This window comes from Hymenobacter ruber (assembly GCF_054783255.1).
On record NZ_BAAGQX010000004.1, the window covers coordinates 2551913 to 2575335 of the forward strand.

Annotated in this window: 23 protein-coding genes and 1 rRNA gene; 10 read left to right on the forward strand and 14 right to left on the reverse strand. The window is 58.5% G+C overall.

All coding sequences use genetic code 11. The features are described 5' to 3' along the window. The first annotated feature begins 185 nt into the window (after positions 1 to 185). Complete coding sequence (locus ACYVM5_RS21595) at positions 186 to 1358, forward strand: MFS transporter (protein WP_460620154.1); 1173 nt, start codon at positions 186 to 188, stop codon at positions 1356 to 1358. 229 nt (positions 1359 to 1587) lie between these two features. Here ACYVM5_RS21595 and ACYVM5_RS21600 read toward each other — a convergent pair whose 3' ends face one another. From ACYVM5_RS21600 to ACYVM5_RS21610, 3 genes are all read right to left on the reverse strand, one after another. Next, entirely contained in the window at positions 1588 to 1992 is a 405-nt protein-coding gene (locus ACYVM5_RS21600) for a hypothetical protein (protein ID WP_460620155.1), read from the reverse strand. A gap of 913 nt (positions 1993 to 2905) precedes the next feature. Continuing rightward, positions 2906 to 3256 (reverse strand): VOC family protein, encoded by a 351-nt coding sequence (locus tag ACYVM5_RS21605; RefSeq protein WP_460620156.1) that lies wholly within the window; start codon positions 3254 to 3256, stop codon positions 2906 to 2908. A gap of 65 nt (positions 3257 to 3321) precedes the next feature. Beyond that, entirely contained in the window at positions 3322 to 4296 is a 975-nt protein-coding gene (locus ACYVM5_RS21610) for an arginase (protein WP_460620157.1), read from the reverse strand. A 244-nt stretch (positions 4297 to 4540) separates the two neighbouring features. On the opposite strand from ACYVM5_RS21610, the gene ACYVM5_RS21615 reads away from it, so the two are divergent. Then, positions 4541 to 5938: a type III PLP-dependent enzyme domain-containing protein gene (locus ACYVM5_RS21615; RefSeq protein ID WP_460620158.1), complete on the forward strand. Its 1398-nt coding sequence runs from the start codon at positions 4541 to 4543 to the stop codon at positions 5936 to 5938. 96 nt (positions 5939 to 6034) lie between these two features. Beyond that, positions 6035 to 6190, forward strand: coding sequence for a hypothetical protein (locus ACYVM5_RS21620; RefSeq protein WP_198070108.1), 156 nt, complete (start codon positions 6035 to 6037; stop codon positions 6188 to 6190). 55 nt (positions 6191 to 6245) lie between these two features. Here ACYVM5_RS21620 and ACYVM5_RS21625 read toward each other — a convergent pair whose 3' ends face one another. The 3 genes from ACYVM5_RS21625 to ACYVM5_RS21635 all read right to left on the reverse strand — a co-directional run bounded on the left by ACYVM5_RS21625 (position 6246) and on the right by ACYVM5_RS21635 (position 7667). Then, complete coding sequence (locus tag ACYVM5_RS21625; protein ID WP_460620160.1) at positions 6246 to 6458, reverse strand: hypothetical protein; 213 nt, start codon at positions 6456 to 6458, stop codon at positions 6246 to 6248. A 286-nt stretch (positions 6459 to 6744) separates the two neighbouring features. After that, positions 6745 to 7158: a hypothetical protein gene (locus ACYVM5_RS21630; RefSeq protein ID WP_460620161.1), complete on the reverse strand. Its 414-nt coding sequence runs from the start codon at positions 7156 to 7158 to the stop codon at positions 6745 to 6747. Then, positions 7155 to 7667, reverse strand: a complete 513-nt coding sequence (locus tag ACYVM5_RS21635) for a D-glycero-alpha-D-manno-heptose-1,7-bisphosphate 7-phosphatase (protein WP_460620162.1) — start codon at positions 7665 to 7667, stop codon at positions 7155 to 7157. Before ACYVM5_RS21635 ends, ACYVM5_RS21630 begins: the two co-directional genes overlap by 4 nt. 56 nt (positions 7668 to 7723) lie before the next feature. Between ACYVM5_RS21635 and hemG the strand changes: the two genes are divergently transcribed. From hemG to ACYVM5_RS21650, 3 genes are all read left to right on the forward strand, one after another. Further along, positions 7724 to 9076: a protoporphyrinogen/coproporphyrinogen oxidase gene (hemG, locus tag ACYVM5_RS21640; RefSeq protein WP_460620163.1), complete on the forward strand. Its 1353-nt coding sequence runs from the start codon at positions 7724 to 7726 to the stop codon at positions 9074 to 9076. 133 nt (positions 9077 to 9209) lie between these two features. Next, on the forward strand, positions 9210 to 9953 hold the full coding sequence (locus tag ACYVM5_RS21645; RefSeq protein WP_460620164.1) for a polyprenol monophosphomannose synthase: 744 nt from the start codon (positions 9210 to 9212) through the stop codon (positions 9951 to 9953). A 72-nt stretch (positions 9954 to 10025) separates the two neighbouring features. After that, on the forward strand, positions 10026 to 10946 hold the full coding sequence (locus ACYVM5_RS21650; RefSeq protein WP_460620165.1) for a TerC family protein: 921 nt from the start codon (positions 10026 to 10028) through the stop codon (positions 10944 to 10946). A 70-nt stretch (positions 10947 to 11016) separates the two neighbouring features. Here ACYVM5_RS21650 and ACYVM5_RS21655 read toward each other — a convergent pair whose 3' ends face one another. Beyond that, positions 11017 to 13140, reverse strand: a complete 2124-nt coding sequence (locus tag ACYVM5_RS21655) for a transglycosylase domain-containing protein (protein ID WP_460620166.1) — start codon at positions 13138 to 13140, stop codon at positions 11017 to 11019. Between the two features lie 162 nt (positions 13141 to 13302). Here ACYVM5_RS21655 and purB point away from each other — a divergent pair, with 162 nt between their 5' ends. From purB to ACYVM5_RS21675, 4 genes are all read left to right on the forward strand, one after another. Continuing rightward, positions 13303 to 14643 (forward strand): adenylosuccinate lyase, encoded by a 1341-nt coding sequence (gene purB / locus ACYVM5_RS21660; protein ID WP_460620167.1) that lies wholly within the window; start codon positions 13303 to 13305, stop codon positions 14641 to 14643. 74 nt (positions 14644 to 14717) lie between these two features. Next, positions 14718 to 15194 (forward strand): DUF6252 domain-containing protein, encoded by a 477-nt coding sequence (locus tag ACYVM5_RS21665; RefSeq protein ID WP_460620168.1) that lies wholly within the window; start codon positions 14718 to 14720, stop codon positions 15192 to 15194. A gap of 167 nt (positions 15195 to 15361) precedes the next feature. Further along, a complete protein-coding gene (locus tag ACYVM5_RS21670; RefSeq protein WP_460620169.1) occupies positions 15362 to 15835 on the forward strand; it encodes a DUF6252 domain-containing protein in 474 nt (157 codons plus the stop codon). Between the two features lie 110 nt (positions 15836 to 15945). Continuing rightward, complete coding sequence (locus tag ACYVM5_RS21675; protein WP_460620170.1) at positions 15946 to 17064, forward strand: glycosyltransferase family 9 protein; 1119 nt, start codon at positions 15946 to 15948, stop codon at positions 17062 to 17064. On the opposite strand, the gene ACYVM5_RS21680 is transcribed toward ACYVM5_RS21675, so the two are convergent. From ACYVM5_RS21680 to rrf, 7 genes are all read right to left on the reverse strand, one after another. Then, positions 17061 to 17477 carry a DUF1801 domain-containing protein gene (locus ACYVM5_RS21680; protein ID WP_460620172.1) on the reverse strand — a complete coding sequence of 139 codons (417 nt, stop codon included), beginning with the start codon at positions 17475 to 17477 and terminating at the stop codon, positions 17061 to 17063. The genes ACYVM5_RS21675 and ACYVM5_RS21680 overlap by 4 nt on opposite strands. A 50-nt stretch (positions 17478 to 17527) precedes the next feature. Continuing rightward, positions 17528 to 18667, reverse strand: a complete 1140-nt coding sequence (locus ACYVM5_RS21685) for a glycosyltransferase (RefSeq protein ID WP_460620173.1) — start codon at positions 18665 to 18667, stop codon at positions 17528 to 17530. 90 nt (positions 18668 to 18757) lie between these two features. Then, on the reverse strand, positions 18758 to 19708 hold the full coding sequence (locus ACYVM5_RS21690; RefSeq protein WP_460620174.1) for a glycosyltransferase family 2 protein: 951 nt from the start codon (positions 19706 to 19708) through the stop codon (positions 18758 to 18760). Between the two features lie 19 nt (positions 19709 to 19727). Further along, positions 19728 to 20252: a DUF4199 domain-containing protein gene (locus ACYVM5_RS21695; RefSeq protein ID WP_460620175.1), complete on the reverse strand. Its 525-nt coding sequence runs from the start codon at positions 20250 to 20252 to the stop codon at positions 19728 to 19730. Positions 20253 to 20293: 41 nt separating this feature from the next. Beyond that, a complete protein-coding gene (locus tag ACYVM5_RS21700) occupies positions 20294 to 20851 on the reverse strand; it encodes a DUF4199 domain-containing protein (protein ID WP_460620177.1) in 558 nt (185 codons plus the stop codon). A 78-nt stretch (positions 20852 to 20929) separates the two neighbouring features. Then, positions 20930 to 22969, reverse strand: a complete 2040-nt coding sequence (locus ACYVM5_RS21705; RefSeq protein WP_460620178.1) for a BatA domain-containing protein — start codon at positions 22967 to 22969, stop codon at positions 20930 to 20932. Positions 22970 to 23176: 207 nt separating this feature from the next. Next, positions 23177 to 23288: ribosomal RNA gene (gene rrf, locus ACYVM5_RS21710) — 5S ribosomal RNA — on the reverse strand. Between the last annotated feature and the right edge of the window lie 135 nt (positions 23289 to 23423).

Genomic DNA, 23423 nt, shown 5'->3' on the forward strand with positions numbered 1-23423 from the left:
GCTGGCGGTAAGCGCACCCCTGCCCCCTTTCCAAAAAGCGGGAGCACTGGCTTCGGTTTTCGCCGGCCGCCCGTGGCAATGTATTCCGGCACTACGCCCCAACCGATGGCCAATGGAAAGGACTGAAAAGGCATTCTGCGAAATGGCGGTACTTTGCCGGCTCTCACTCCCACCCGCTCTCGTTCATGTCCCGTATTCTTCCCACCATCGTGGGGGCGCAGTTTTGCTGCACCTCGCTGTGGTTTGCCGGCAATGCCGTGGCCCCCGATATGGCGGCGCGCCTGCACCAGGGGCCCGGTTTTGTGGCCGCGCTCACCAGCGCCGTGCAGCTGGGCTTCATTGCCGGCACCCTGGCTTTTGCCCTGTTGGCGGTGGCCGACCGTTTCTCCCCGTCGCGGGTATTCGCGCTGAGTGCGGCGCTGGCGGCCCTCTGCAACCTGGGGCTGGTGCTGCCGGGCCTGCCGGTGGCGGCGCTGCTGGGCTGCCGGGTGCTCACGGGGTTTTTCCTGGCCGGCATCTACCCGGTGGGCATGAAAATAGCGGCCGACTACTACGAGGCCGGGCTGGGCCGCTCGCTGGGCTGGCTGGTGGGCGCCTTGGTACTGGGCACCGCGTTTCCGCACCTGCTTAAGAGCGTGGGCGGGCCGCTGCCCTGGCAGGCGGTGGCCTGGGCCACTTCCGGCCTGGCGCTGCTGGGCGGCGCGGCCATGCTGGTGCTGGTGCCCGATGGCCCCTACCGCCGGGCCGGCGCACGCCCGGCGCTCACGGCGTTTTTGGCGGGGTTCCGGCAGCCGGCGTTTCGGGCGGCGGCGTTTGGCTACTTCGGGCACATGTGGGAGCTCTACACGTTCTGGGCCTTTGTGCCGGTGGTGCTGGCGGCCTTCAATGCCCGGCATCCGGGGGCGGGCGTGCCGGTGCCGCTGCTGTCGTTCGGCATCATTGGCGGGGGCAGCCTGGCCTGTGTGGGCGCGGGGCTGCTGGCCCGGCGGCTGGGGCCGGCCCGGGTGGCGGGGGCGGCGTTGGGACTGTCGGGCTGCTGCTGCCTGGCTTCGGGGCTGGTGCTGGGCACGGGCTCGGGGGCGGTGCTGGGGGCTTTTTTGGGGCTCTGGGGGCTGGTGGTGGTGGCCGATTCGCCGATGTTTTCCACGCTGGTGGCCCGGCACGCCCCCGCTACCACGCGCGGGGCCGCGCTCACCATCGTCAACTGCTTGGGCTTTGCCCTCACCATTGGCAGCATTCAGTTCACCAACCGGCTGGCGCTGCTACTGCCGCCGCAGCTACTGCTGCTCCCGCTGGCCGTGGGGCCGGCGCTGGGGCTGTGGGCGCTGTGGCAAGGGCGACAAGTGGTGGATGTATGATGGCCCACCGCCGGCCGAATGCCCGAAACTTAAAGCAACAGAAAGCCCCGTCAGTGGCTGATGGTTTTTTGTTGCTCTATTGAAGTTTACGAAACTCATGTTCGAACAGCATTTCTTAAACTTTGATTAGTGGATGGGTTTCTTAAACTCGGGCCTGCCTGTTAAGGTCTGTTTCTGCCCCTTATAGATTCAGGCAGCGCTTTTGATTAGTAGTTTACTGAAAAGAGGGTTATTTGTATTCCTGTGTCAGGTTGAGGATGCATTTGCCAATCAACTCTTCGTTGCGGGGCCGATACTCGTAAACCGAATGGGTTGTAGGGGAAAAGACCTCGGCCCGGTCGACGTAAAAGTTCACGAGCGGAATGGGGTATGTGCCGAGCGCCTTGCCGTGGTCAAAAAAGCCAATGCGGTCGTGCACCAGGTCAACGGACAGCGAATCCACCGGCACCGTCCTCACTTCACTGGACTCGGTCATGACCTCGTAGGTGTACCTCAGTGCTTGCCCCACGAGGGTGGTGGGCTTGTTGTTGCGGCTTCGAAACCACGGCAGGAAGCGCCCTTTGTCGCTGGTGCGGTAGCTCACCGTAATGACGTTGCCCACCCAACTGCGAACCACAAAGGGCTCATTGTGCATCGTGATTTCTTCCCGGTCCCCGCCGGTCACGGAGCGTGCGAACCCCCTCCCCGTTCGTGTTCCGCGCCCGCAAGAGTCCGGCCGCCGCCGGGTAGAAGGTGAAGGAAGTATCCGGGTGTTCCGGGTTCAACCCCTCTTCGGGCGTGCACGCCGCCAATAGTCCCCCCAAAGCCCATAGAGCGCAATATCGTTGCATGGCCAAAGCTAGGGCAACGCACCGGTAGTTCTTAACAGGCTGTTTACAAAAACGGTAGAATTTCTAGCCTACTAATTTTTTACAAGGTAATTCCCCTAACGAAACCACACCAAAAATGCCCCGCCAGCTACTGGCGGGGCTTTCTGTTTCTTAGCGCCGCTTAGGCGTTCGGCTTGCTCGCGGTGTCGCCTTGCAGCCCGCCCCCGCCGAGGATGATGAGCTTGGTGTAGCCCTGGAACCGCTCTCAGACGGCGTGCTTGGTGGGCGAGTTCGGTAGGGCTTGAGCTGCACCCGGATTGCCTTGATGAGGTTGGTGTTGCGGCGCAGCAGGCGAGGGCTTCTATCTTCGCCGCATCGCACGGTTATTCCACCTCACCTCGGCTAGTCCCTAAAAAGACGAAACCCCGGTTGTTGGCGCAACCGAGGTTTCAAAGAAGAAGGTGGATTCAGCACCTAACTTCTCTTGGCAAATGAGTAAGAAGCGTGTGTTAAAACTACTTCAAATGGCCGGCAAGGCTGTTTTGATGGGAGTAGCAAGCGGTGTAGGGAAGGCCATTGGCCTGTTCCTGCTCACGCAGCTGCTCCGGTAGTTTGGGTAAGGGGCTGGGCCGTATGCTTGGCCCCTTATTTTTTGTACGGTACGATGCAAAGGTACAGGATGTTTGCAAATAATTTAGGTCCCTTATGTGGCACTGGCAACAACTGTTACGGCCTGCCCTACACCGCGCCGCAAACGGATAATTCGTTGCCATTCGGGTCGGTGAAATGAAACCGCCGCCCGCCCGGATAAGCAAAGATTGGCTTGCTGATGATGCCCCCGGCCGCTTCCACCGCCGCTTGCGATTCTTCCAACGCATCGCCCCAAAGCACGACTAGGGGGCTGCTAGGCGGCACGCTCTCAGCCCGGTAAAACCCGCCCGCTAGCTGCCCGTCCTCAAAGGCCACATAATCGGGACCATAGTCCTCGAATGACCACCCGAACGCCTGGGCATAAAAGCGTTTCGTCGCGGCTAAGTCAGTGGCCGGAAACTCGACGTAGAAAACGGCATTGTTGATTGTTTTACTCATTGCGGAGGATGGTTGTGCGGGTGCGAGTGAGAGTGTGAAGGTATTGAAGTAGCGAAAAATCCGCCCTACCGGCTCACCACTTCCTCCAGCCGCAGCCGGCGCTCAATGGCATCCGTCGCTTTTTCCAGGATGTTGAAGGCATTCTTGGCCATTGTGTTGCCGTTGTCCAGCGTGGGGTTGATTTCGACCATCTCGAAGCACACCACCCGGTCGTTTTCCAGCAGGTCCTGGCAGAGGTTTTCGGCTTCGGAGAGGTAGAGGCCGTCCTCTACGGGCGTGCCGGTGCCGATGCTGAAGCTCGAATCGAGGCTATCCACATCGAAGGAAATGTAGACCAGGTCGCAGAAGCGCAGGTGCTCGTAAATCTCGCGGGACAGGCGGCGCGAGCCCTTGGCCTTGATTTCGGGTAGCCGAATCCACTTGATGCCCAGCTCGGCGATGAGGGCGTCTTCTTCCTCCTCGGTGTCGCGCACCACCACATACACCAGGTGCTCGGGCAGCAACTTGGGGCCGGGCTCGGCCAGGTTCTGGAGGCGGTGCCAGAAAAAGACGGTTTCGGCATCGGGGATATTGCGCTGGTGGGCCAGGTTGTCAACGCCCAGCGCGGCGGCCAGGGGCATGCCGTGCACGTTGCCGCTGGGCGTGGTGTAGGGCGAGTGGATGTCGGCGTGGGCATCAATCCAGATAACGCCCAGCGTTTTCTGCGGATACGCGGCCTTGATGCCGGCAATGGTGGCGTTGGCCGAGCTGTGGTCGCCGGCCAGCACCAGCGGGAACTCGCCGAAGCGCAGCGTCTGCTCCACGGCGCTGGCAATGCCCTTTTGCACCGTATAAATGGCGTCGATGTGCTTGGCGAACGGAAACGGTGTTTTGTCGAACAGGACGTGATTCAAATCGGGCACGACCACGGAGTTGAACCGGCGGAAATAGTCGGAGCCTTTGTTGAGGCAGGCCACGCGCAGGGCGTCGATGCCCATGCCGGCACCTCGGGTGCCGGCCCCGAGTTCGGAGCGGACTTCCAGTAATTTGATGCGTTTCATCGGAGGGTGGGAATTTGGGATAGCAGAATGGCGGCATCGTTCCAAAACAACCTTGCGGCCGTCTTCGAGCGCTGCCTTGCGGCAGAAAAATCTGCCGTAGCCAAGTCGCTAATATTCCATCGTCACGATGCGAGGCGGGATAATGCAAGAACATCCGAGAGTTCCCGGCCGTTAACCCGACCCCGGCGGTACTTTTGTACCACCCGCCGCAAAGGTCGGGCTTTTTCGCCGTTTTCAAAACCGCATGGATACGTACCACGACCTCATCTCCCAAACCTTCGACTTCCCCACGGCCGACTTTACCGTGCAGGACCACGAGCTGCGCTTCCACGACATCGACCTGATGGCCCTCGTGGAGAAATACGGCACCCCGCTGCGCCTCACCTACCTGCCCAAAATCAGCTCCCAGATTCAGCGGGCCAAGAAATGGTTTGCCGACGGCATCGCCCAAACAGGGTACACCGGCTCCTACTCCTACGCCTACTGCACCAAGTCGTCGCACTTCCGCTTCATTCTGGAAGAGGCCCTGAAAAACGATATCCACCTCGAAACCTCGTCGTGGTTCGACATCAGCATCATCCGCAACCTGCACGCCCAGGGCAAGGTCGACAAGCAGAAGCACATCATCTGCAACGGCTTCAAGCCCGAGGCTTACAAGAAGGAAATTGCCGACCTCATCAACGACGGGTTTGTGAACTGCATGCCCATCATCGATTCGCCCAACGAAATCGAGTACTACCACGACCACGTGCGCGAAAACGTGAACATCGGCATGCGCCTGGCTTCGGATGAGGAGCCGCGCTTCCAGTTCTACACCTCGCGCCTGGGCGTGCGCTACGCCGATGCCGTGCCCATCTACGAGCAGCGCATCAAGGACGACCCGCGCTTCACGCTCACCATGCTGCACTACTTCATCAGCACGGGCATCAAGGACACGTCCTATTACTGGTCCGAGCTAAGCCGCTTCGTGCACAAGTATTGCGAGCTGCGCAAGGTTTGCCCCACCCTCACCACGATTGATATCGGCGGCGGGCTGCCCATCCAAACCAGCATCCAGCCCGACTACGACTACCCCTACATGGTGGCCGAAATCCTGCGCACCATCCAGCGCATCTGCGCCCAGGAAGGCGTGCCCGAGCCGCACATTTTCACCGAGTTCGGCATCTTCACCGTGGGCGAAAGCGGGGCCACCATCTACAGCATCCTCGACGAAAAGCTGCAGAACGACAAGGAGCTCTGGTACATGATTGACGGCTCCTTCATCACCAACCTGCCCGACACCTGGGCCCTCAACCAGCGCTTCATCATGCTGGCCCTCAACGGTTGGGAGAAGCAATACAAGAAAATCCAGCTCGGCGGCCTCACCTGCGACTCGCAGGACTACTACAACTCCGAGAAGCACATCTACCAGACCTTCCTGCCCGAGCGCAAGCCCGCCGATGCCCAGCCGCTCTACGTCGGCTTCTTCCACACCGGCGCCTACCAGGAGAGCCTCAGCGGCTACGGCGGCATCAAGCACTGCCTCATCCCGGCCCCGCAGCACATTATTTTGGACCGCGCCGAAGACGGTACCCTCACCGATACCGTTTTCGCGCCCCAGCAGGAAGCCGGCAGCATGATGCGCATCCTCGGGTACGAATAATTCAATTTCGGCGTTAGCGGGTTGTGCCGAAATATTAGGCTCTCTGCTTATCTTTGAAGCCCAACCCCGCAACCCCTCACCCGTTTTTATATAATTATGAAAAAGTACGTTCTGCTCGCCGCCGGCTTCGCGGCCCTCTCCCTGGGCGCCTGCAACCGCCAGAAGTGCCCCGCCTACAGCAGCACCAAGGAAGCCAACCGCGTTTCCTCGCCCATCACGGCCAGCGCGGCTACCCCGGCGGCCCGCCAGTAGTGCTTTCAGGTTTGAAGTAAAAAGGCCGGCTTCCCGCGTGGGAGGCCGGCCTTTTTTATGGCTTCTTGATTTGGTAGCGCTTGGCAAGGCCACCTTCATCGGTACTATCGCCGCCGAATACCGACACTTCGGTATAAGCAGGAAAACGGCGATATAGCGTAATCTTTTGGTTATGAGACTCTTTTACCAAATAATCCCCAGCTCGCAAATATTTTTGGCCTGCATACGGCATGTGTATCAACTCGTTCTCTCCGGTAGCAAGCTTCACGCGCGGGTACCCTCGTGAGTAGGACAATACCGAATCTATTCTCCCTGCCAACCGGAGCTCATCGTATCGTTTGTAAGCCTTATCGCTGTGGTCAGCTATTAAGTAAAAGAGCCCTATGCCGAGCAATAACGTGAGGCCAATACCGACTAGCCGTGCTTTCGTTGGTTTTGTTTCGATTAAATCCCAGTCTCCCTCTCCCATTATTTCGAAATACTATTCGTGCGGCCCGTAAGGCTACTGACTAAAGTCTATAAAAACCATTCTCTTGAATGAAACACCGACCTCTTTATTGCTGTTTGGTTTGGTAGCGCCTAATGACACCCGTTTTACCCGTTGAATTCGAGCCAAAAACCGTTACCTCAATATACCCCGGAAACCGCCGATACACGGTGATGCTGTCGCTGCCCGCTGCCTTCACCAGCGAGTCGCCCACCTGAATATATTGCTGCCCGGCGGCAGTCAGGACCAGCGCTTGCGTTTCGCCGGTGGCCAGTTTCACCTTCTGAATGCCGTGGGAATAGGACAGGACTCTCTCCACGCGGCTGGCTAGCTGCAGGGCTTTGTAGCGTTCGATTTCGCGCTTGCTGTTGGCCGTGGTAGTGAAATAAAAAACCACTTGGCCAAGAATGACGCACGCCAGCAAAAACAGCATGTTGCGGTTTTTGGCGAGCCAACCCGGCTTGTTTTCGGCGACTGTCATTCGCCTAAGATAATATCCGTGGCCGCCTGCAAATCGGCTACGTGGGGCGTGAAACTGGTTTCCTCCTCCCCCACTAGAATGCCGCGCACGCCGATGTTGGCTCCGGCTTCCATATCGCGGAGCCGGTCGCCCACTATCCAGCACTGCGCGGGGTCGAGGTTGAAGCGGGCCACGGCTTTTTCCAGCATGCCGGAGCCGGGTTTGCGCAGGATGGACTCGCTCACGCTGGGGTAGGCCTCGCTGAAGTAAAGGGCGTCGAGCGCATTATCGCAGGCGGCTTGCAGCTTGGCGTGGCAGGCGCGCACGTCGGTGGCGGTGTAGAGCTTTTTGGCGATGCCGGCTTGGTTGGTGACGACGATGAGCAGGTAGCCGGCGGCTTTGAGGCGGGCCAGGCTTTCGGGTACGCCGGGGATGATGATGAATTTTTCGGGCTGCCAGACGTAGGTGCCGATTTCTTCGTTCAGTACGCCGTCGCGGTCCAGAAATACGGCTTTGTTTTTTGTTGTCATTGCCGCAAAGCTACGGGTGCCCCGCAGGATACCGACGGTACCTTTGTCCCTTCCATTTGCGCGACGACATCATGAAAATTGCCATCATCGGCGGCGGCATCAGCGGCCTCACCCTAGCTTGGTACCTGCAAAAAAACGGCGTGGCCTACGACTTATTCGAAGCCGACGCCCGCCCCGGCGGCAACCTGCGCAGCTGGGCCACGCCGGGCGGCTACCTGCTCGAAACCGGCCCCAACTCGCTGCAACTAAGCCCCGAGCTGGAAGAGTTGCTGGCCGACCTCGGCCTCACCGACCAGATTCAGGACGCCGCCGCCGTAAGCCAGCAGCGCTACGTGCTGCGCGATGGCCGCTACCAGATTATGCCCGGCTCGCCCCCCAGCCTGCTCACCAACAGCTTCTTCAGCTTAAAAGCCAAGTGGCAGCTGCTGAAAGAATTCCGCCAGCCCGCCGCGCCCATTGATGAAAACGAAACCGTGGCCCACTTTTTCCGCCGCCGTTTTGGCCCCGAAATCGTGGACTACGCCGTCAATCCATTCATGGCCGGCATCTACGCCGGCGACCCCGAAAAACTACTTATCAACAAAACCTTCAAGCAGCTGCCGGGCCTGGAGCAGCAGTACGGCTCGGTGTTGCGCGGGCTGATGAAAAGTGGCCGGGGCGCGGGCCGCCGCCGCATCATCACGCTCAAAAACGGTATTCAGACCATCACCGACACGCTGGCGGCCAGGCTCACCAGCTACCAGCCCGGCACCACCGTCACCGCCATTTCCCGCGCCGCCGATGGCACGTACCAGCTGGAGCTGAAAGGGCCGCAGGGCCTGGAAGCCGCCCCCGGCTACACGCATCTGGCGCTGGCGCTGCCCGCCTACGCTGCCGCACCGCTGCTGGAGTCGTTGTTTCCCAAAGCTGCCGCCGCGCTGGCGGCCGTATATTATCCGCCCATGACGGCCGTGTATTCGGCCTATGACCGGGCGGCCGTGGCGCACCCGCTCAACGGTTTTGGGGCGCTGCACCCCAAGGTGGAGGGCACCTATGCGGCCGGCTCCGTCTGGACCAGCAGCATTTACCCCAACCGGGTGCCGGCGGGACAGGTGCTGTTTACCACCTTCGTGGGTGGCGCGCAGTACGAGGACGCGGCGCGCCAGCCCGAGGAGGCTCAAAAAGCCGCCGTACACGCCGAATTGAGCAAGTTTTACGGCATCACGGGTGCGCCGCGCTGGCAGGGTCGCTACGCCTGGCCGCGCAGCATTCCGCAGTTCGACGCCCGGATTGTGGAGGCCCACCGCGCCGCCGATGCCCTCGAAGCCGACAATATTGTGGCGGTGGCCAACTGGCGCGTGGGCGTGAGCGTGCCCGATTGCATCCGACAGGCGCGGGTGCGGGCGGGCCTGTTAGCAACTGAGAAATAGCCCGTTTTAACCTGCCTGCCCCTTACTAGTCAGGCAGTCTGCCCGCGGCGGCGGGCTAAATAGTACCGTTCGGATATTTCGGCCGTGCAGCTTCGGGCCCCGAAACCCTATCTTTGGGGTCAATTTGTATTCCATGAGCGAAGGCCTCGTCCTGATTCCTACCTACAACGAGCGCGAAAATGCGGAGCTGATTATCCGCAAGGTGATGTCGTTGGCCCGGGAATTCGACGTGCTGATTATCGACGACAACTCGCCCGACGGCACGGCCGCCATCGTGCGCGACCTGCAAACCGTGTTTCCAGGCCGCCTTTTTCTGGAAGAGCGCAGTGGCAAGCAGGGCTTGGGCACAGCCTACCTGCACGGCTTCCGCTGGGCGCTGGCGCACGGCTACGAGTACGTGTTCGAGATGGATGCCGACTTTTCGCACAACCCCGAGGACCTGCTGCGCCTACACGACGCCTGCGCCCTGGAGGGCTACGACATGGCCATTGGCTCGCGCTACATTCAGGGCGTGAACGTGGTGAACTGGCCCATGTCGCGGGTGCTGATGTCCTATTTCGCCTCCTGGTACGTGCGCCTCGTTACGGGCATGCCCATCAGCGACGCCACGGCGGGCTTTAAGTGCTACACGGCCCGGGTGCTGCGGGCTATCGATTTGGCCAATATCCACTTCGTGGGCTACGCCTTCCAGATTGAGATGAAGTGGCTGGCCTACCAGCTCGGCTTCCGCATCAAGGAAGTGCCCATTATTTTCACCGACCGCACCCGCGGCACCTCCAAAATGTCGAAGGGCATTGTGCAGGAAGCCTTTTTCGGGGTGCTGCAGATGAAGGCCAGTAGCTGGCTGCGCCCGCTAAAGCCGGTGGGTCCCCGCTAAGGCCAAGCATTTTGCCTGCCCGCGTCCCTTGGCGCCAACCAGCCACCCGCCCCGGCGTATCTTACCATACGCATGGAAAACACGCCCCTGTTCTGGTTGGCTTTCACGGTTTTCGTGGTGGCCCTGCTGCTGCTCGACCTATTGGTGTTCAACCGGCAGGCGCACGAAATAAAGCTGCGCGAGGCACTGGGGTGGAGTGCGTTCTGGGTGGTTTTGTCGCTGTGCTTCAACGGGCTGGTGTACCGCACCATGGGCCACCACGCGGGCCTGCAATGGCTGACCGGCTACCTGGTTGAGAAAGCGCTGAGCGTTGACAACCTCTTCGTGTTCCTGCTCATTTTCACCTACTTCAAGGTGCCGCCGCAGTACCAACACCGCATTTTGTTCTGGGGCGTGATGGGGGCGTTGCTACTGCGGGCCATTTTCATTCTGGTGGGCGGGGCACTGCTGGCCCGGTTCCACTTCCTGATTTACCCGCTCGGCGCGTTCCTCGTGTTCACGGGCATCCGGATGGGCTTGAGCAAAGGCGACCCCGAAATCGACCCTGAAAACAACCCGGTAGTGCGCTTTCTGAGCCGCCACCTGCCCATTACCCGGCAGCTGGAGGACGGCAAATTCTTTGTCAGGAAGGACGGCCTGCATTTCGCCACCCCTCTTTTCGTGGTGTTGGTGATGGTGGAAACCACCGACGTAATGTTTGCCGTCGACTCCATTCCGGCCATTCTGGCCATCACGCGAGATACTTTTATCGTGTTCACTTCCAACGTATTTGCCCTATTGGGGCTGCGGGCCATGTACTTTGCCCTGGCCAGCATGATGCGCCTGTTTCATCACCTGCACTATGGCTTGTCGTTGATTCTAGTGTTCATCGGGGCCAAGATTCTGCTGGAAAACATGGTGCCCATTCCCATGCCGGTGGCGCTGGGCGTGGTGGGCACACTGCTGGTATTGAGCGTAGTGGCTTCGCTAATCTGGCCGAAGCGCAAGAGCTGACGGCCGAGTAAAGGCCTAAAAAAGGGCTGAACCGTGTGGGTCAGCCCTTTTTTTAAGACCCGTGCTTTTTCTATTTTGGAGTCTTGGCTGGTTCGGCATCCGGCACGTTGGTGTTCACGCCCGCGTCGGGGGTGGCGCCGGTGTTCAGCAGGTCAATCAGGTTGAGGGGCTCAAACTGGCTCGAATCGGCCTGCGCGGTGGTGCGGGTGGTGTCGGGGCGGGCGGCGAAGGACATGTATTGCCGGGCCGGGCCGCCGAGGTGCAGCGAATAGGGCAGATTTTCGCGGTCGTTGCTGGTGATGAGGCCGCGCGTAGCCATGATGTCGGCAATTAGGCGGAAGAAGTAGCGCGTGCTGCGGCGCAGGTCGCCGTAGGCATCGAAGGAGTAGCGGGCGAACTTGGGCTTGGGGATGATGCTGGCCAGGTACAGGCTCTCGGGCAGGTTGAGCTCGTCGGGGCGTTTGCCATAGTAGAACAGGGCGGCGTCTTTCACGCCGTACACGCCGCGCTTGCCGCTGGGCCAGCGGTATTTGCTGGGGCCCCACTCGATGATGTTGAGGTAGACCTCGAACATGCGCTGCTTGCTGGCGAGGTGGGCGTTTTCGAGCAGCCACACGATGAGGGCTTCCTCGGCCTTGCGGCCCACGGTTTTCTGGCGGCTCAAAAACACGTTTTTCACCAGCTGCATCGAAATGGTGCTGCCGCCCCGGGCAAAGCGCCGCTCCTTGATGTTCTGGATGGCCGACTTCACAAACGCCTGCTCCATGAAGCCGTGGTGCGAGAAAAAGCGCGGGTCCTCGGCCGTGGTGATGGCGTGGATGAGGTAGGGCGACACGTCGTTGTAGGGCACAAAATCCGGGTTTGGCGGCCCTACGGCGAAGGTGCGCAGCGAGTCGCCCTTGTCGTTGTAAGCCGTGTACTGGAAGGCCGTATTCAACTTGTTCAGGTCTTCCTCGCCGAAGCCGGTGAGGTGAAAATTATTGCCCCGCAGGCCCGAATCGAACTTCAGGCTGTCCACGCGGGCCATGTCGAGGCTGGCGTTGAGGTGATAGGTGAGCGTGCCGGTGCCGGTGGTGCCGCGCACCTCATCGAAAATACCGGTGGGCAGTGACGAGAAGAAGTCGTTGGCTTGGGTCTCGGCCGACTTCACGCGGATGCTCACGGCCCGGCTGGGCTTCATGCGCACGCTGATTTCGGGGTAGAGCACCAGCTTGTTGAGGGTAATCTGGCTGCCTTTCTCCAGCGCCACGGTGCCGCGGCCCAGCGTGGCCACAAAGTCGAGCGAGCCGCGCTTCACCTCAATCTCATTAGAAGCCAGCTTGGGGTGGTAGAGGCTGAAGCCCCGCGCCGCCAGCGAGCCGCGCACCGTGAGACGGCCGCCAGTGTCGTCGTCGTCAAAATCCTTGCTATCGAGCCGCACCTGCACCGTGTCGAAGCTCACCAGCGCGCCAAAGCGGCGGGGCACGTAGGGCAGCTGCACCGAGCTGCCCACGCCGAATACTCGCGCCGTCAGTTCATAGTCGCTCGGCTCGATGTGGCCACTGATGCCCAGCTCGTTCGACACCGAATCGATGGTAGCCGTGAGACGGCCCGAGATGTCGCCGTCCTGAATCTTGAGCTGGGGCAGCGTCAGCTGGGCGGTATGGCGCGGGCTGAGGTAGCTCACGTAGAAATTCGTGAAGTTGGCCTCGCCGGGCACGTTGTCGAAGGCTGTTTCGAGGGCCCGGTTCAGCAGTAGGCCGTAGTTAGTGCCCTTGGTGGTATCCTGGGGCACGGTGCTGGCCTTCTGCTTTTTGGCCAAGAAGCCGAAGTTGTCGGAAGTGGCCGTTTTGCGGGCCGTGAGGCGGGCCGTCATGATTTCGAGCCCGCTGAATACCGGCCGGCCCGCAAACAGCGAGCGCACGCTCAGACTGGCCTGCAGGCGCTTGGCCGTAAGCAGCGTGTCCGTCGGCGCGGCGCTGGGCACAAGGCTCATACCCTGAATCTCAACGGTTTTGAAACCCGCGAACTTGGCTGGTCCCAGCGTGAGAATCACCGGGTACTTGCGCTCAATTTTGGCCTTCACTTCTTTCAAGGCGTAGTCCAGCAACTGCTGGCGCTTCCACTGAAACACGGCAAAAGCCAGCAGCAGCACCGCCGCTAAGCTGCTGGCAATGCCAATAAGAAGACGTTTGGTGGAGGGGGAAATGCGCACGGAAATCAATAGAGGTGGTTGGCCTGGCCAGCACCAAAGGTAAGAACAACGAAAGTAGCCGGAATACGCAAGCCAACCAGCAAACGGCTACACCTACCCCTCCTTAGGTACGGAAGGTAGTTTTTCGTTCTATCCCGCTCGTTCGGCCCGTACTTTTGCCCCATGCCCAGCCCCCTCCTCGCCCTCTCGCCCCTCGACGGGCGCTACGCCCGTGCCACCGCCCCCCTGGCCGCGCGCTTCTCCGAAATGGCCCTGATACGCTACCGCGTGCTGGTCGAAGTCGAGTACTTTATTGCCCTGGCCGAGCTGCCGCTACCCCAACTCGCGGGCGTGCCGGCCGAGGCTTTCGCGCCGCTGCGCAGCCTCTACGAAAACTTTACCGAAGCCAACGCCGAGGCCATCAAAGCCCACGAGGCGGTGACCAACCACGACGTGAAAGCCGTGGAATACTGGTTACGCGAGGAGTTTACCCGGCTTGGTTTAGGCGACTTTATTGAGTTCATTCACTTCGGCCTCACCTCGCAGGACATTAACAACACGGCCATTCCGCTCAGCTTCCGCGATGCGCTGATGGGCGTATTGTTGCCGGCCTACGCCCAGGTGCGCAATGCCCTGGCAGCCCGCGCCCAGGAGTGGACTGCTGTGCCCATGCTGGCCCGCACCCACGGGCAGCCCGCCTCGCCCACGCGGCTGGGCAAGGAGATTGAGGTGTTCGTGGCCCGGCTCGATGCGCAGGTGGCGCTGCTGGCGCAGGTGCCATTCGGGGCGAAGTTTGGCGGGGCCACCGGCAACTTCAACGCGCACTACGTAGCCTACCCCGGCACCGACTGGCACGCCTTCGCCGCCACCTTTGTGAACGACCGGCTGGGCCTGCACCGCTCCTTCCCCACCACCCAGATTGAGCATTACGACCATCTGGCGGCGCATTGCGACGCCCTCAAGCGCCTCAACACCATCCTGCTCGACCTGGCCCGCGACGTGTGGCAGTACATTTCGCTCGGCTACTTCAAGCAGACCATCAAGGCTGGCGAAGTGGGTTCCTCGGCCATGCCGCACAAGGTGAACCCCATCGACTTCGAGAATGCGGAAGGCAACTTCGGCGTAGCCAATGCCCTGCTGGAGCACTTCGCCGCCAAGCTGCCCATTTCCCGCCTCCAGCGCGACCTCACCGACTCCACGGTGCTGCGCAATCTGGGCGTACCGCTTGGCCACGTCCTCATCGCGCTAGGGGCCTTGCAGCGCGGCCTGGGCAAGCTGGCACTCGATGAATCAGCGCTGGCAAAAGACCTCGAAGCCAACTGGGCCGTGGTGGCCGAAGGCATCCAGACCATCCTGCGCCGCGAAGCCTACCCCGACCCCTACAACGTCCTCAAAGCCCTCACCCGCACCGGCGAAGCCATTTCGGCCGCCAGCATCGGGGCATTCATCGATGGGCTCGACGTGAGCGAGAGCGTAAAAGTGGAGCTGCGCGGCATCACGCCGCATAGCTACGTGGGACGGTAGCCGAGCTGATTCCCCAATCTGGCTGCTATTTTTATGCAGCAGCATTTTAATTCCCATTTAGCAGCCTTGTCTTCATGAGTTCTGTTCGATTCCATTGCCTCCGCGTAGCTACTGCCGTGCTGACGTTGGGTTCCCTGGCAGCCTGCTCATCCAAAAAGGACGACCCGCAAGTCCCCTCCGGCATGAGTTGGACCACCGACGGCACTGCGGCCACCGACCCGTCCCCACAAATAGTAGCCTCCAGTACCAATATCGACATCATTGGCTCGATGGGGGCCGCCCCCAACAACGCAACTATTCATGTGGGCATCCCCGCTCAAGTGGGAACTTATCCAATCAATAGCACCGGCGTCGTGACGGCCGATTACATCCAGCATGGCGGCACGGCCACCGTCAGCTATCTGGCCAATACGGGCACAGTTAGCATTAGCACATTGACTACCAACCGCATTACGGGCAGCTTCTCGTTTACAGCCTACAATTACTCCGGGGGCGTTAGCAACCCGCTCACAAAAACCGTTACCAACGGCCGGTTCGACGTGGCCCGTTAAGATTGGTTAAGCATCGATACAGCGTTAAGGGGCCAATATTTGGGGCACCTCCCTACCAAGGCATTTTCACCACATAATCCCTTGCTTATGTGAGGGTTTTATGTCCTATCTTTGTTTAACTTGGCCCGGCGAGTGCCGGCCGCATTTTCTTTTTTTCCTTCCTTTTTATGATGTTTTCCTTCCGTTCCCTTCGTGCCGCCACTACCGTAATGGCGCTGGCTACCCTGGCCTCGTGCTCGAAGAAAAGTGATGATACCCCCGCCCCCGCCGCTGCTAATACCGAAGGCATGAGCTGGACGGTGGACGGCGCCAATGTGACGGCTGCTGTCGCACTATCGCAAACCCTGGGTTCGACGTTCGCCGTGTCGGGCACTACCAGCGCAAGCGGGGCCGGCACCTCGGTCACCCTCTTCATTCCCAAAACAGCTGGCACTTACACCCTCGCTCCCAACGGCACCAACACCGCGCTCTACGCCGTAACGCCGGCTTCCGGCAATTCCGCAATCTACGATGCCACGACCGGCACCATCGTGGTGAGCAGCGTGACGGCCACCAACATCAGCGGCACGTTTACCTTCACGGGGAGCACGGGCAGCGCCACGAAGGCCATCAGCAACGGCAAGTTCAACGTGAAGCTCTAAGCCGCTTCCGTGCCTGCAAAAAAGCCGCCGTGGCCCGTTGGGGCTGCGGCGGCTTTTTTTGGGGCCGGCCCTGCCTGTTACTTTTACCGCTTCATCCCCTGCTCCGCCCCGTGCCCCAGCTCTCCGATACCGTTGTTCATGCCGATTGCCGCCACTTCCGCGGCGACCTGCCCTGCCGCCCCAACAAAACCCACGGCTACGTCTGCGCCGGCTGCCCTGTGTACGCGCCCGTTAGCAGCCGGATTCTGATTATCAAGCTCGGGGCCATTGGCGACGTTATTCGGACCACGCCGCTGCTGCGCCGCCTGCGTCAGGAGCGGCCCGGCTGCGCCATCACCTGGCTCACGCTCACGCCCGCCATCCTGCCCCAGGGTGAGATTGAAGAGATTCTGAAATTCGATTTTGCCAGCGCCCTGCAGCTCCAGGCCCGCGAGTTCGATGTGGTCATCAACCTCGACAAGGAAAAGGAAGCCTGCGCCCTGCTCAATAGCATTACCGCCAAAGAAAAATACGGCTACGCCCTGCGCCCGCACGACGGCGTGGCCTGGCCCGTGAACCAGTTGGCCGCGCACAAATACCTCACCGGCATCTTCGACCAGGTGAGCCAGGCCAACACCAAGCCCTACGTGCAGGAAATCTTCGAGCTCTGCGGCTTCGATTTCCGGGGCGAGGAATACGTCTTCGACACCCACGACGACAAAGGCTACGACTGGAGCGCCCTACCCGCCGCCGCCACCGCCCCCCGCATCGGCCTCAACACCGGCTGCGGTGACCGCTGGACCACCCGCCTCTGGAGCACCGCCAAGTGGATTGAGCTGATACAGGGTCTGCAAGCCGCCGGCTACACGCCCGTGCTGCTCGGCGGCGAAGCCGAAGACGCCCGCAACCGCGAGCTGCACGCCGCCACCGGCGCGGCCTACCTCGGCACCTTCCCTCTACCCCAATTCATCAACCTGATGAACCAAATGGACGGCATCGTGACCCAGGTCACCATGGGTATGCACATCAGCATCGCCCTGCGCAAGCCCACCATCCTGATGAATAACATATTCAACCCCCACGAATTCGACCTCTACGGCCGCGGCCAGATTGTGGGGCCGGATAAGCAATGCGTCTGCTTCTACCGGGGCAGCTGCCAGCTGGGCACCAGCTGCATGGAAGATTTGCCGGCGGCCAAGGTGTTGCAAGCCGTGCGCGAAAGCGTACCGCTTGTAAACCCGGTAGCCTAGCCTTTCTTGCGGGACGCCGTTCGGACGGCCTGTAGCCTGGCAGCATACTCGGCCGGCGATGTGGAGGCAATTAACTCTGTCAGCGCTTCCATCGGCAATTCCTCTATTTTACTGAAATTCACGCATCCTTTGCCCATTTTTAGTTTGGGCGCGGCGGCCGCTAACTGCTCCTGTAGTTCGGGCATCAGGTACATCGGCACCAGGTGCAGGCTTAGGTAACCTTTCTGATTAGCCAACCCAACGTACATATCCTTACCCGCCCGAAACTCCAGGTACTTCGGGCCAACATGCTCGGTGTAGCCCGCCGGCACGGCTTGGCGCACCAGTTGCCACACCTGCTGCGCCACTAGCTGACGCTCAGTAGGCAGTGCGGCGATAAAATCCTCGAAAGCAAGCGTAGTAGTGGTATGCATAAGATGCTAACTAATTTCTTTGGCAAATTAGTCAGCATACTCCAATTTACCTAGCCAGCTTTCAGCCCGGCCACTTCTTTCAGCGCCGCCACCATCACCGGCCACGAAAACTGCTTCTTTTCTTCCCGCACGCCAGCAGCGAAAGCTGTTTCCCGTTTGCCAGCATAAAAGTCCACCACCACATCGGCAATGGCAGCCGGCGTGGGCGGCACCACGTAGCCCACCACACCATCGGGGATTAATTCAGCCAGCCCGCCCACATCGGTCACCAGCATGGGCCGCTCGAAGTGATACGCTATTTGCGACACGCCGCTTTGCGTGGCATTCTTATAAGGCTGCACAATTAAATCGGCGGCGCAGAAATAGTCCACTACTTTTTCATTCGGAATAAAATCCGTCGCCCGAATAATTCGGCCTTCTAAATTATACCGTCGAATTAATTCCTCATACGGCGCAGCATCTTCGTAAAATTCACCCGCGATAATTAATTTGATTGGCAATTCCAACAGCCGCTTATCTGCCATTGCTTCCAGCATAATATCCAGCCCTTTATAGGCTCGAATAAACCCAAAGAACAATAAATAAGCCGTCGTAGCCGGCAGCCCCAACGCCGCCAATGCATCGGCTTTTGCTTTCAGCGGGCCGAAATTATCATACAGCGGATGCGGCCGATACAGCGCCGGTTTCCGCCCGAATCCCAGGTTCTGCAAATCCTTGAGCACGCTGCGGCTCATGGTCACAAACCCATCGCAGGCGCTCAAGAAATAGCGCGTCAGCGGCCCATCGCCCGGCCGCTTCTCGTGCGGAATCACGTTATCGGTAATGGCCACCACGCGGGTGTGCCCATTGCCACGCACCAGCCGCGCCACCGTGCCCAGCGCCGGCCCCATAAACGGCAGCCAGAACCGGAAAATCACCAAATCCGGCCGTTCGGCCCGCAACTTCCGCCCCACCCGCAGCCACGATACGGGGTTAACCGAGTTCAAACTCACCTCAATTGCCAAATCCGCTGGCCCCGCCTCGGTGCTAAACTGGGTCTGCCCCGGAAATAGAAAGTCCGGATACTGCAACGAAAACGTCACAATCCGCACCTCATCGCCTGCCTCTATAAAGGCCCGTGCGAGCCGCTCATTGTAGGTCGCCAGCCCGCCGCGCAACGGGTATGCTGGCCCAATAATTACAACTTTCATTTCATGTAACATTTATCAATTAACATTTAACAATCAGGACTCAGCTAAATGCGCAGCTGTTAAATGTTAATTGATAAATGTTAAATGAAGTTAATTCAACCTCTCCCGCACCAGATAATCGTCGCGTTTCGGCCCGTTCAATTGAATCATTTCGCCTAGAAATCCAGCCACAAACAACAACACGCCCACAATTACCGCCGTCAGGGCCAGAAAAAACAATGGTTGCTCCGTCACCTGCCGCGCCTTCAGATTATGCAGCGACAGCCACACTTTCTCGCCCGTCAGCCACAGCGTAATTAGTAATCCGAACAAGAAGGACAGCGTGCCCAGCGTCCCAAAAAAATGCATCGGAGCCCGCCGGAATCGCCCGACAAACGTGATACTCAGCAAATCCAAAAAGCCAAAAATGAAGCGCTCTAGGCCAAATTTAGTCACGCCATATTTGCGTTCCTGGTGTTGCACCACCTTTTCCCCAATCTTGCGAAATCCGTTCCATTTCGCAATCACCGGAATGTAGCGGTGCATTTCGCCATACACCTCAATGCTCTTCACCACCCGCGAGTCGTACGATTTCAGCCCGCAGTTAAAATCGTGCAGTTGAATGCCCGACATAGCTCGGGTCGCGCCATTGAATAGCTTGGTCGGAATCGTTTTAGACAACGGGTCAAACCGCTTCTGCTTCCAGCCGCTCACCAGGTCGAATTTATCCTCCGTAATCATCCGGTACAGCTCCGGCAACTCCTCCGGCGAGTCCTGCAAATCGGCATCCATGGTGCATACCACCCGCCCACGCGTGGCCTCAAACCCCACGTTCAGCGCCGCCGATTTGCCATAGTTCCGATTGAAACGAATGCCCCGCAACGTGGCATCATCCGCCGCCAGCGCTTCAATCACGGCCCAGGAATCATCCGTCGAGCCGTCATCAATCAGGATTACCTCGTAGGTCAACCCACGCGCCACCAGCACCCGCGCAATCCAGCGCGTGAGTTCCGGCAACGATTCTGCTTCGTTCAGCAGTGGAATCACGATGGAAATTTCCACCGGAAAAGAAGCATTCGACTTATTCAAATTCAGGCTTGGAATGTTTCGTAAATGCCGACACGATGAGCGCAATCAGCAGCCCGCCCAGCACCGAGCCTACCACGCCGAAAAGCACCATCCACCCCGTTGTGCTAAATTTTTGCATCATCGCAACGCCTTGGTCAATCTGCTCATCCGTCATGCCGCCCTTGGCTTCCATGTTGGCGCGGGCCGTGTCGGCCATTCGGCCCATATATTCCGGGTCGATAAACTTCATGTACACAACACTGAACGCGGTCGAAATAACACCCGAAACGCCGCTCATGAAAGCGCCAATTCCGAGCCCTTCCGAGTAATTCATGAACCCACCGTTGCTTTGTTTATACGTCTTGTGCGCCATCACCATGGCCCCAATCAGAATAACCAGACCCAGCCAACGTGCCGGCGACTGGTCGGTGTGGGTAACAAAGAGAATGAACGAGAAAATGACGCTTATCAGCCCAGTGAGCAGGCCATAGCGTAAAGCAACCGATGTGGTTGTAACCGGAGTAGCATTTGTTTCCATTGGAATTTGGGGTAAAGTGAACCGAAAGGTAACCGGAATAATTATTCCCGCAGAAAAATTCCGGCTGGTATCGCCAGCACGAGGCCCAGCAAAAGCACCTGCGTGAAGTTGCTGATGGCCATATCGCCCACGTTCAGGTTTGCCACGTTGCGTATCTGCTGCTGCTGCGCCTGTTCACTAAGCTGTGCTTTGGGATTTTCGCGCTGCTGAGCGCGCACAATTTCCAACACCTCGGCCCGATGCCGGGCCAACGCCGCCTCGCCGGCCCCATGCGCCAGCCCCACCAAGCTGCTTGCCGAAATCAGCGCCGCAATCAATACCGTGAGTGTGCCCACGCCCAGCGAACGGCCCAAGCCGGGCCGTTGCGGCTGCAACTGCCGCCGCAGCATCCATTCACTAGCCACGGCCGCCAACGGCACCAGCAATTGCGCCAACAATTGCTTCGGTCCGAAACCATTACTCCCCGTCATCTGCAAGCCCGCCATCCACAAAGCACAGACTAGACCCACGCCCACTCCAAACCGTAGTGCTAACCGGAGCACCTGCCCCGCGGCCGAGCCGGGTTCGGTCGTGTTTGATTCTTGAGAAGCATCAGCCATAAATAGTGCAGCAAATTAAAGCTGCAAGATACGGTCCACAGCCCCATTGCCTGGGTTTTGCAACCATGCCCAGCATAATCAGGCCACTCCTGCCACCGGCTTCGTACCTGTGCCCCTCCTGCCAAACCGTACCAGCAATGCTTCCGCCAGCAGCGCCAGCAGCGCCAATGCCAGAAAATACCGCCACAGCGGTGTACCCATTTGCTCCTGACGAAATTTTGCTAATCCAGTACCTGCATTCCCAGCCTCCACCACCCGCACATTGGGCCGATTCGGTCCTACCATTTGCCGCAAATCATCCACCGAATACGCAGCTAATTCTGATTCACGCTTATCCTGATTGAAAGCTAATGTAGTCAGTACCTTACCTGATTGTTGCAATTGGTAAAATCCTGCTTCATTCATTTCCTGCGGCAATTCTAATCGCATTTCCTGGCCCACCACCCGCTGCCCTGGAATTAACGTCAGGCTATCTTTCACCAGTTTCAGATTTGATGCATCTGTTGGTCCATTCGTATTTCGGGCCCACACTGGCAGTTGTAGATTCACCGCTTCCTGCGTCAACCGATAAGCCGGCAATTGCTCGTTTTTGTAGCTCAACATCGCCATTCGGTACATCACTGGCACAAATAGCGCCTGCGTTGTGAAGTCTGAGTACTCCTTCGCAAATGGTGCCGAAAACACATATAATTGCCCCGGCCCGCTCACAAAATTCGCTAAGTAGCTTTCCCCATCCCGCAAACGCAGAATGTCCGTTCCCGTCCGTGACCAGCGCAATACCGGTGTCACCCGTGGCATCGTCACTGCCCGCGCCTGCGCCCCGAATACATCTCGGAAAAACGGTTCCCGCGCATTGGGCATAGCAACCTCGCGGAGTTCCGGCGTTGCCCCCAAATCTTCCCACTCCACCGTTCCAGCTCCCAAATCGCGGAAGAATTGCTGGTAGGATGTCCGTGCTGTCGCGGCGGCCGTCGGAATTACGATTACACTACCACCACGCTTCACTACCGCCCGTAGCCCATCTCTCAGTCCAGCATCCAGCGTGGCCACTTCATTTAGCACCACAGCGTTAGCCTGCCGCATTGCCGAATAATCGACATTCTGTACTTTCGAAAAGCTATAATTAAACAGAGGCTCGTTAGCATAAACTTGCTGCGCCACTGGTTCCGCTCCTATTTCCAGCACGCGTATGGCCACCGCAGGCTGTAGCGTGAAATAGAATGTATTGTCGAATGTCATCGGCACATCTTCGGTCACCACTCGCCCCAAAGCCAGTCTTTCGTCCTCGAGTTGCACCTGCACAACCGATGTTGCCGCCTTGCCGGATTCCACCGTTACCCGAAAGGCGGCTACTTGTCGTTTCCCTAAGAAAACTTTCACTGGGCAATCCACTACCGCAACACTTCCGCCATTCCGCAATCGCACATGTATACCAACATTCGTGCGAACCCGCAAAAAAGCATCATCAACCCACAAACTATCTACATAAATATTGCCTATCGGTTGCCCTTGCACAGGCACTAACACCAATTCCTTACCCGTTGTGAGCTTATTCAACGCACCAGCCGAGAATGCGTTTTTCTGAAAGTCAGAAAATATATAGAGAGAGTTACCCTTCCCATATCTATCACCAGTTACATATTTATCAATAAGTAAGCCTTTTGCATTTGGCCGAAGCTTATCTAATTTATCGCTGTAAACCGCTTTTGATAATGAGCTAGTACCCGCATTCATTAATCTTATCTGGCTCCCTTCACTCAGTTTTCTCGCTTCCCCAACAGCTCTACCCATCAGTGAACCATAAGTCACATCAGATGCCTGCATACTAAAAGTATTATCTATTAGTACATCAATTCCAGTAGTATCGCTTGTTCCTTTAGCCTTAATAAAAGGCTGACAAAAAACGAGAACCAAAGCTACCACAGTGGCCACGCGAGCTAATAATACCAATAATTGCTGAACCTTGCGGTACCGTGTAGCCACAAGTTCAACTCGCCTAATAATTTCTGTATTAGTAAATAAAACCCGTTGCGGTCGCCGCAATTGCAACAGATGAATCACCACAGGAATTGCAGTTGCAAGCAAGCCCAACAAAAACCAAGGATATAACAATTGCATTTGCTCAGCAAATAATTAACATTCTAAACATGCATCCGCTCATTCAGCAAATAAACAACTCATTGCTTATTAAAAAGATTACAACTTGAATAATACTTTGTATCAGTTAATTGATAGCAGAGTAAAAGTGAACTCATTTGCGACGGGACAAGGCCCAAAAGCAAAATGCCCCGTCGCTGGCGAAAGCGGCGGGGCATTACTATAAAAGGTTGGCGGCGACCGACTCTCCCACCGGTGAAGGCAGTACCATAGGCGCACCGGGGCTTAACGGCTCTGTTCGGAATGGGAAGAGGTGAACACCCGGGCTAAAGCCACCATTGCTGGCGGGCTACTACGTGTTCGTGTAATAGCTCAATAACTCGACGTAAGGGGACAAAAACGAAGCGCTGGTCGCGCACGTGACGCATAATCAGAGAAGCCCTCGGCCACTTAGTACGGCTCAGCTATTGTGTTT

Bases quoted from the DNA above. Each gene is read 5' to 3' on its own strand.
- ACYVM5_RS21650 (WP_460620165.1), top strand. From the start codon at position 10,026: ATGGAAAACACGCCCCTGTTCTGGTTGGCTTTCACGGTTTTCGTGGTG.
- ACYVM5_RS21685 (WP_460620173.1), bottom strand. From the start codon at position 18,667: ATGAAAGTTGTAATTATTGGGCCAGCATACCCGTTGCGCGGCGGGCTG.
- ACYVM5_RS21600 (WP_460620155.1), bottom strand. From the start codon at position 1,992: ATGCACAATGAGCCCTTTGTGGTTCGCAGTTGGGTGGGCAACGTCATT.
- ACYVM5_RS21700 (WP_460620177.1), bottom strand. From the start codon at position 20,851: ATGGCTGATGCTTCTCAAGAATCAAACACGACCGAACCCGGCTCGGCC.
- ACYVM5_RS21610 (WP_460620157.1), bottom strand. From the start codon at position 4,296: ATGAAACGCATCAAATTACTGGAAGTCCGCTCCGAACTCGGGGCCGGC.
- ACYVM5_RS21645 (WP_460620164.1), top strand. From the start codon at position 9,210: ATGAGCGAAGGCCTCGTCCTGATTCCTACCTACAACGAGCGCGAAAAT.
- ACYVM5_RS21695 (WP_460620175.1), bottom strand. From the start codon at position 20,252: ATGGAAACAAATGCTACTCCGGTTACAACCACATCGGTTGCTTTACGC.
- ACYVM5_RS21630 (WP_460620161.1), bottom strand. From the start codon at position 7,158: ATGACAGTCGCCGAAAACAAGCCGGGTTGGCTCGCCAAAAACCGCAAC.
- ACYVM5_RS21605 (WP_460620156.1), bottom strand. From the start codon at position 3,256: ATGAGTAAAACAATCAACAATGCCGTTTTCTACGTCGAGTTTCCGGCC.
- ACYVM5_RS21615 (WP_460620158.1), top strand. From the start codon at position 4,541: ATGGATACGTACCACGACCTCATCTCCCAAACCTTCGACTTCCCCACG.
- ACYVM5_RS21620 (WP_198070108.1), top strand. From the start codon at position 6,035: ATGAAAAAGTACGTTCTGCTCGCCGCCGGCTTCGCGGCCCTCTCCCTG.
- ACYVM5_RS21680 (WP_460620172.1), bottom strand. From the start codon at position 17,477: ATGCATACCACTACTACGCTTGCTTTCGAGGATTTTATCGCCGCACTG.
- ACYVM5_RS21670 (WP_460620169.1), top strand. From the start codon at position 15,362: ATGATGTTTTCCTTCCGTTCCCTTCGTGCCGCCACTACCGTAATGGCG.
- ACYVM5_RS21595 (WP_460620154.1), top strand. From the start codon at position 186: ATGTCCCGTATTCTTCCCACCATCGTGGGGGCGCAGTTTTGCTGCACC.
- ACYVM5_RS21635 (WP_460620162.1), bottom strand. From the start codon at position 7,667: ATGACAACAAAAAACAAAGCCGTATTTCTGGACCGCGACGGCGTACTG.
- purB (WP_460620167.1), top strand. From the start codon at position 13,303: ATGCCCAGCCCCCTCCTCGCCCTCTCGCCCCTCGACGGGCGCTACGCC.
- ACYVM5_RS21665 (WP_460620168.1), top strand. From the start codon at position 14,718: ATGAGTTCTGTTCGATTCCATTGCCTCCGCGTAGCTACTGCCGTGCTG.
- ACYVM5_RS21705 (WP_460620178.1), bottom strand. From the start codon at position 22,969: ATGCAATTGTTATATCCTTGGTTTTTGTTGGGCTTGCTTGCAACTGCA.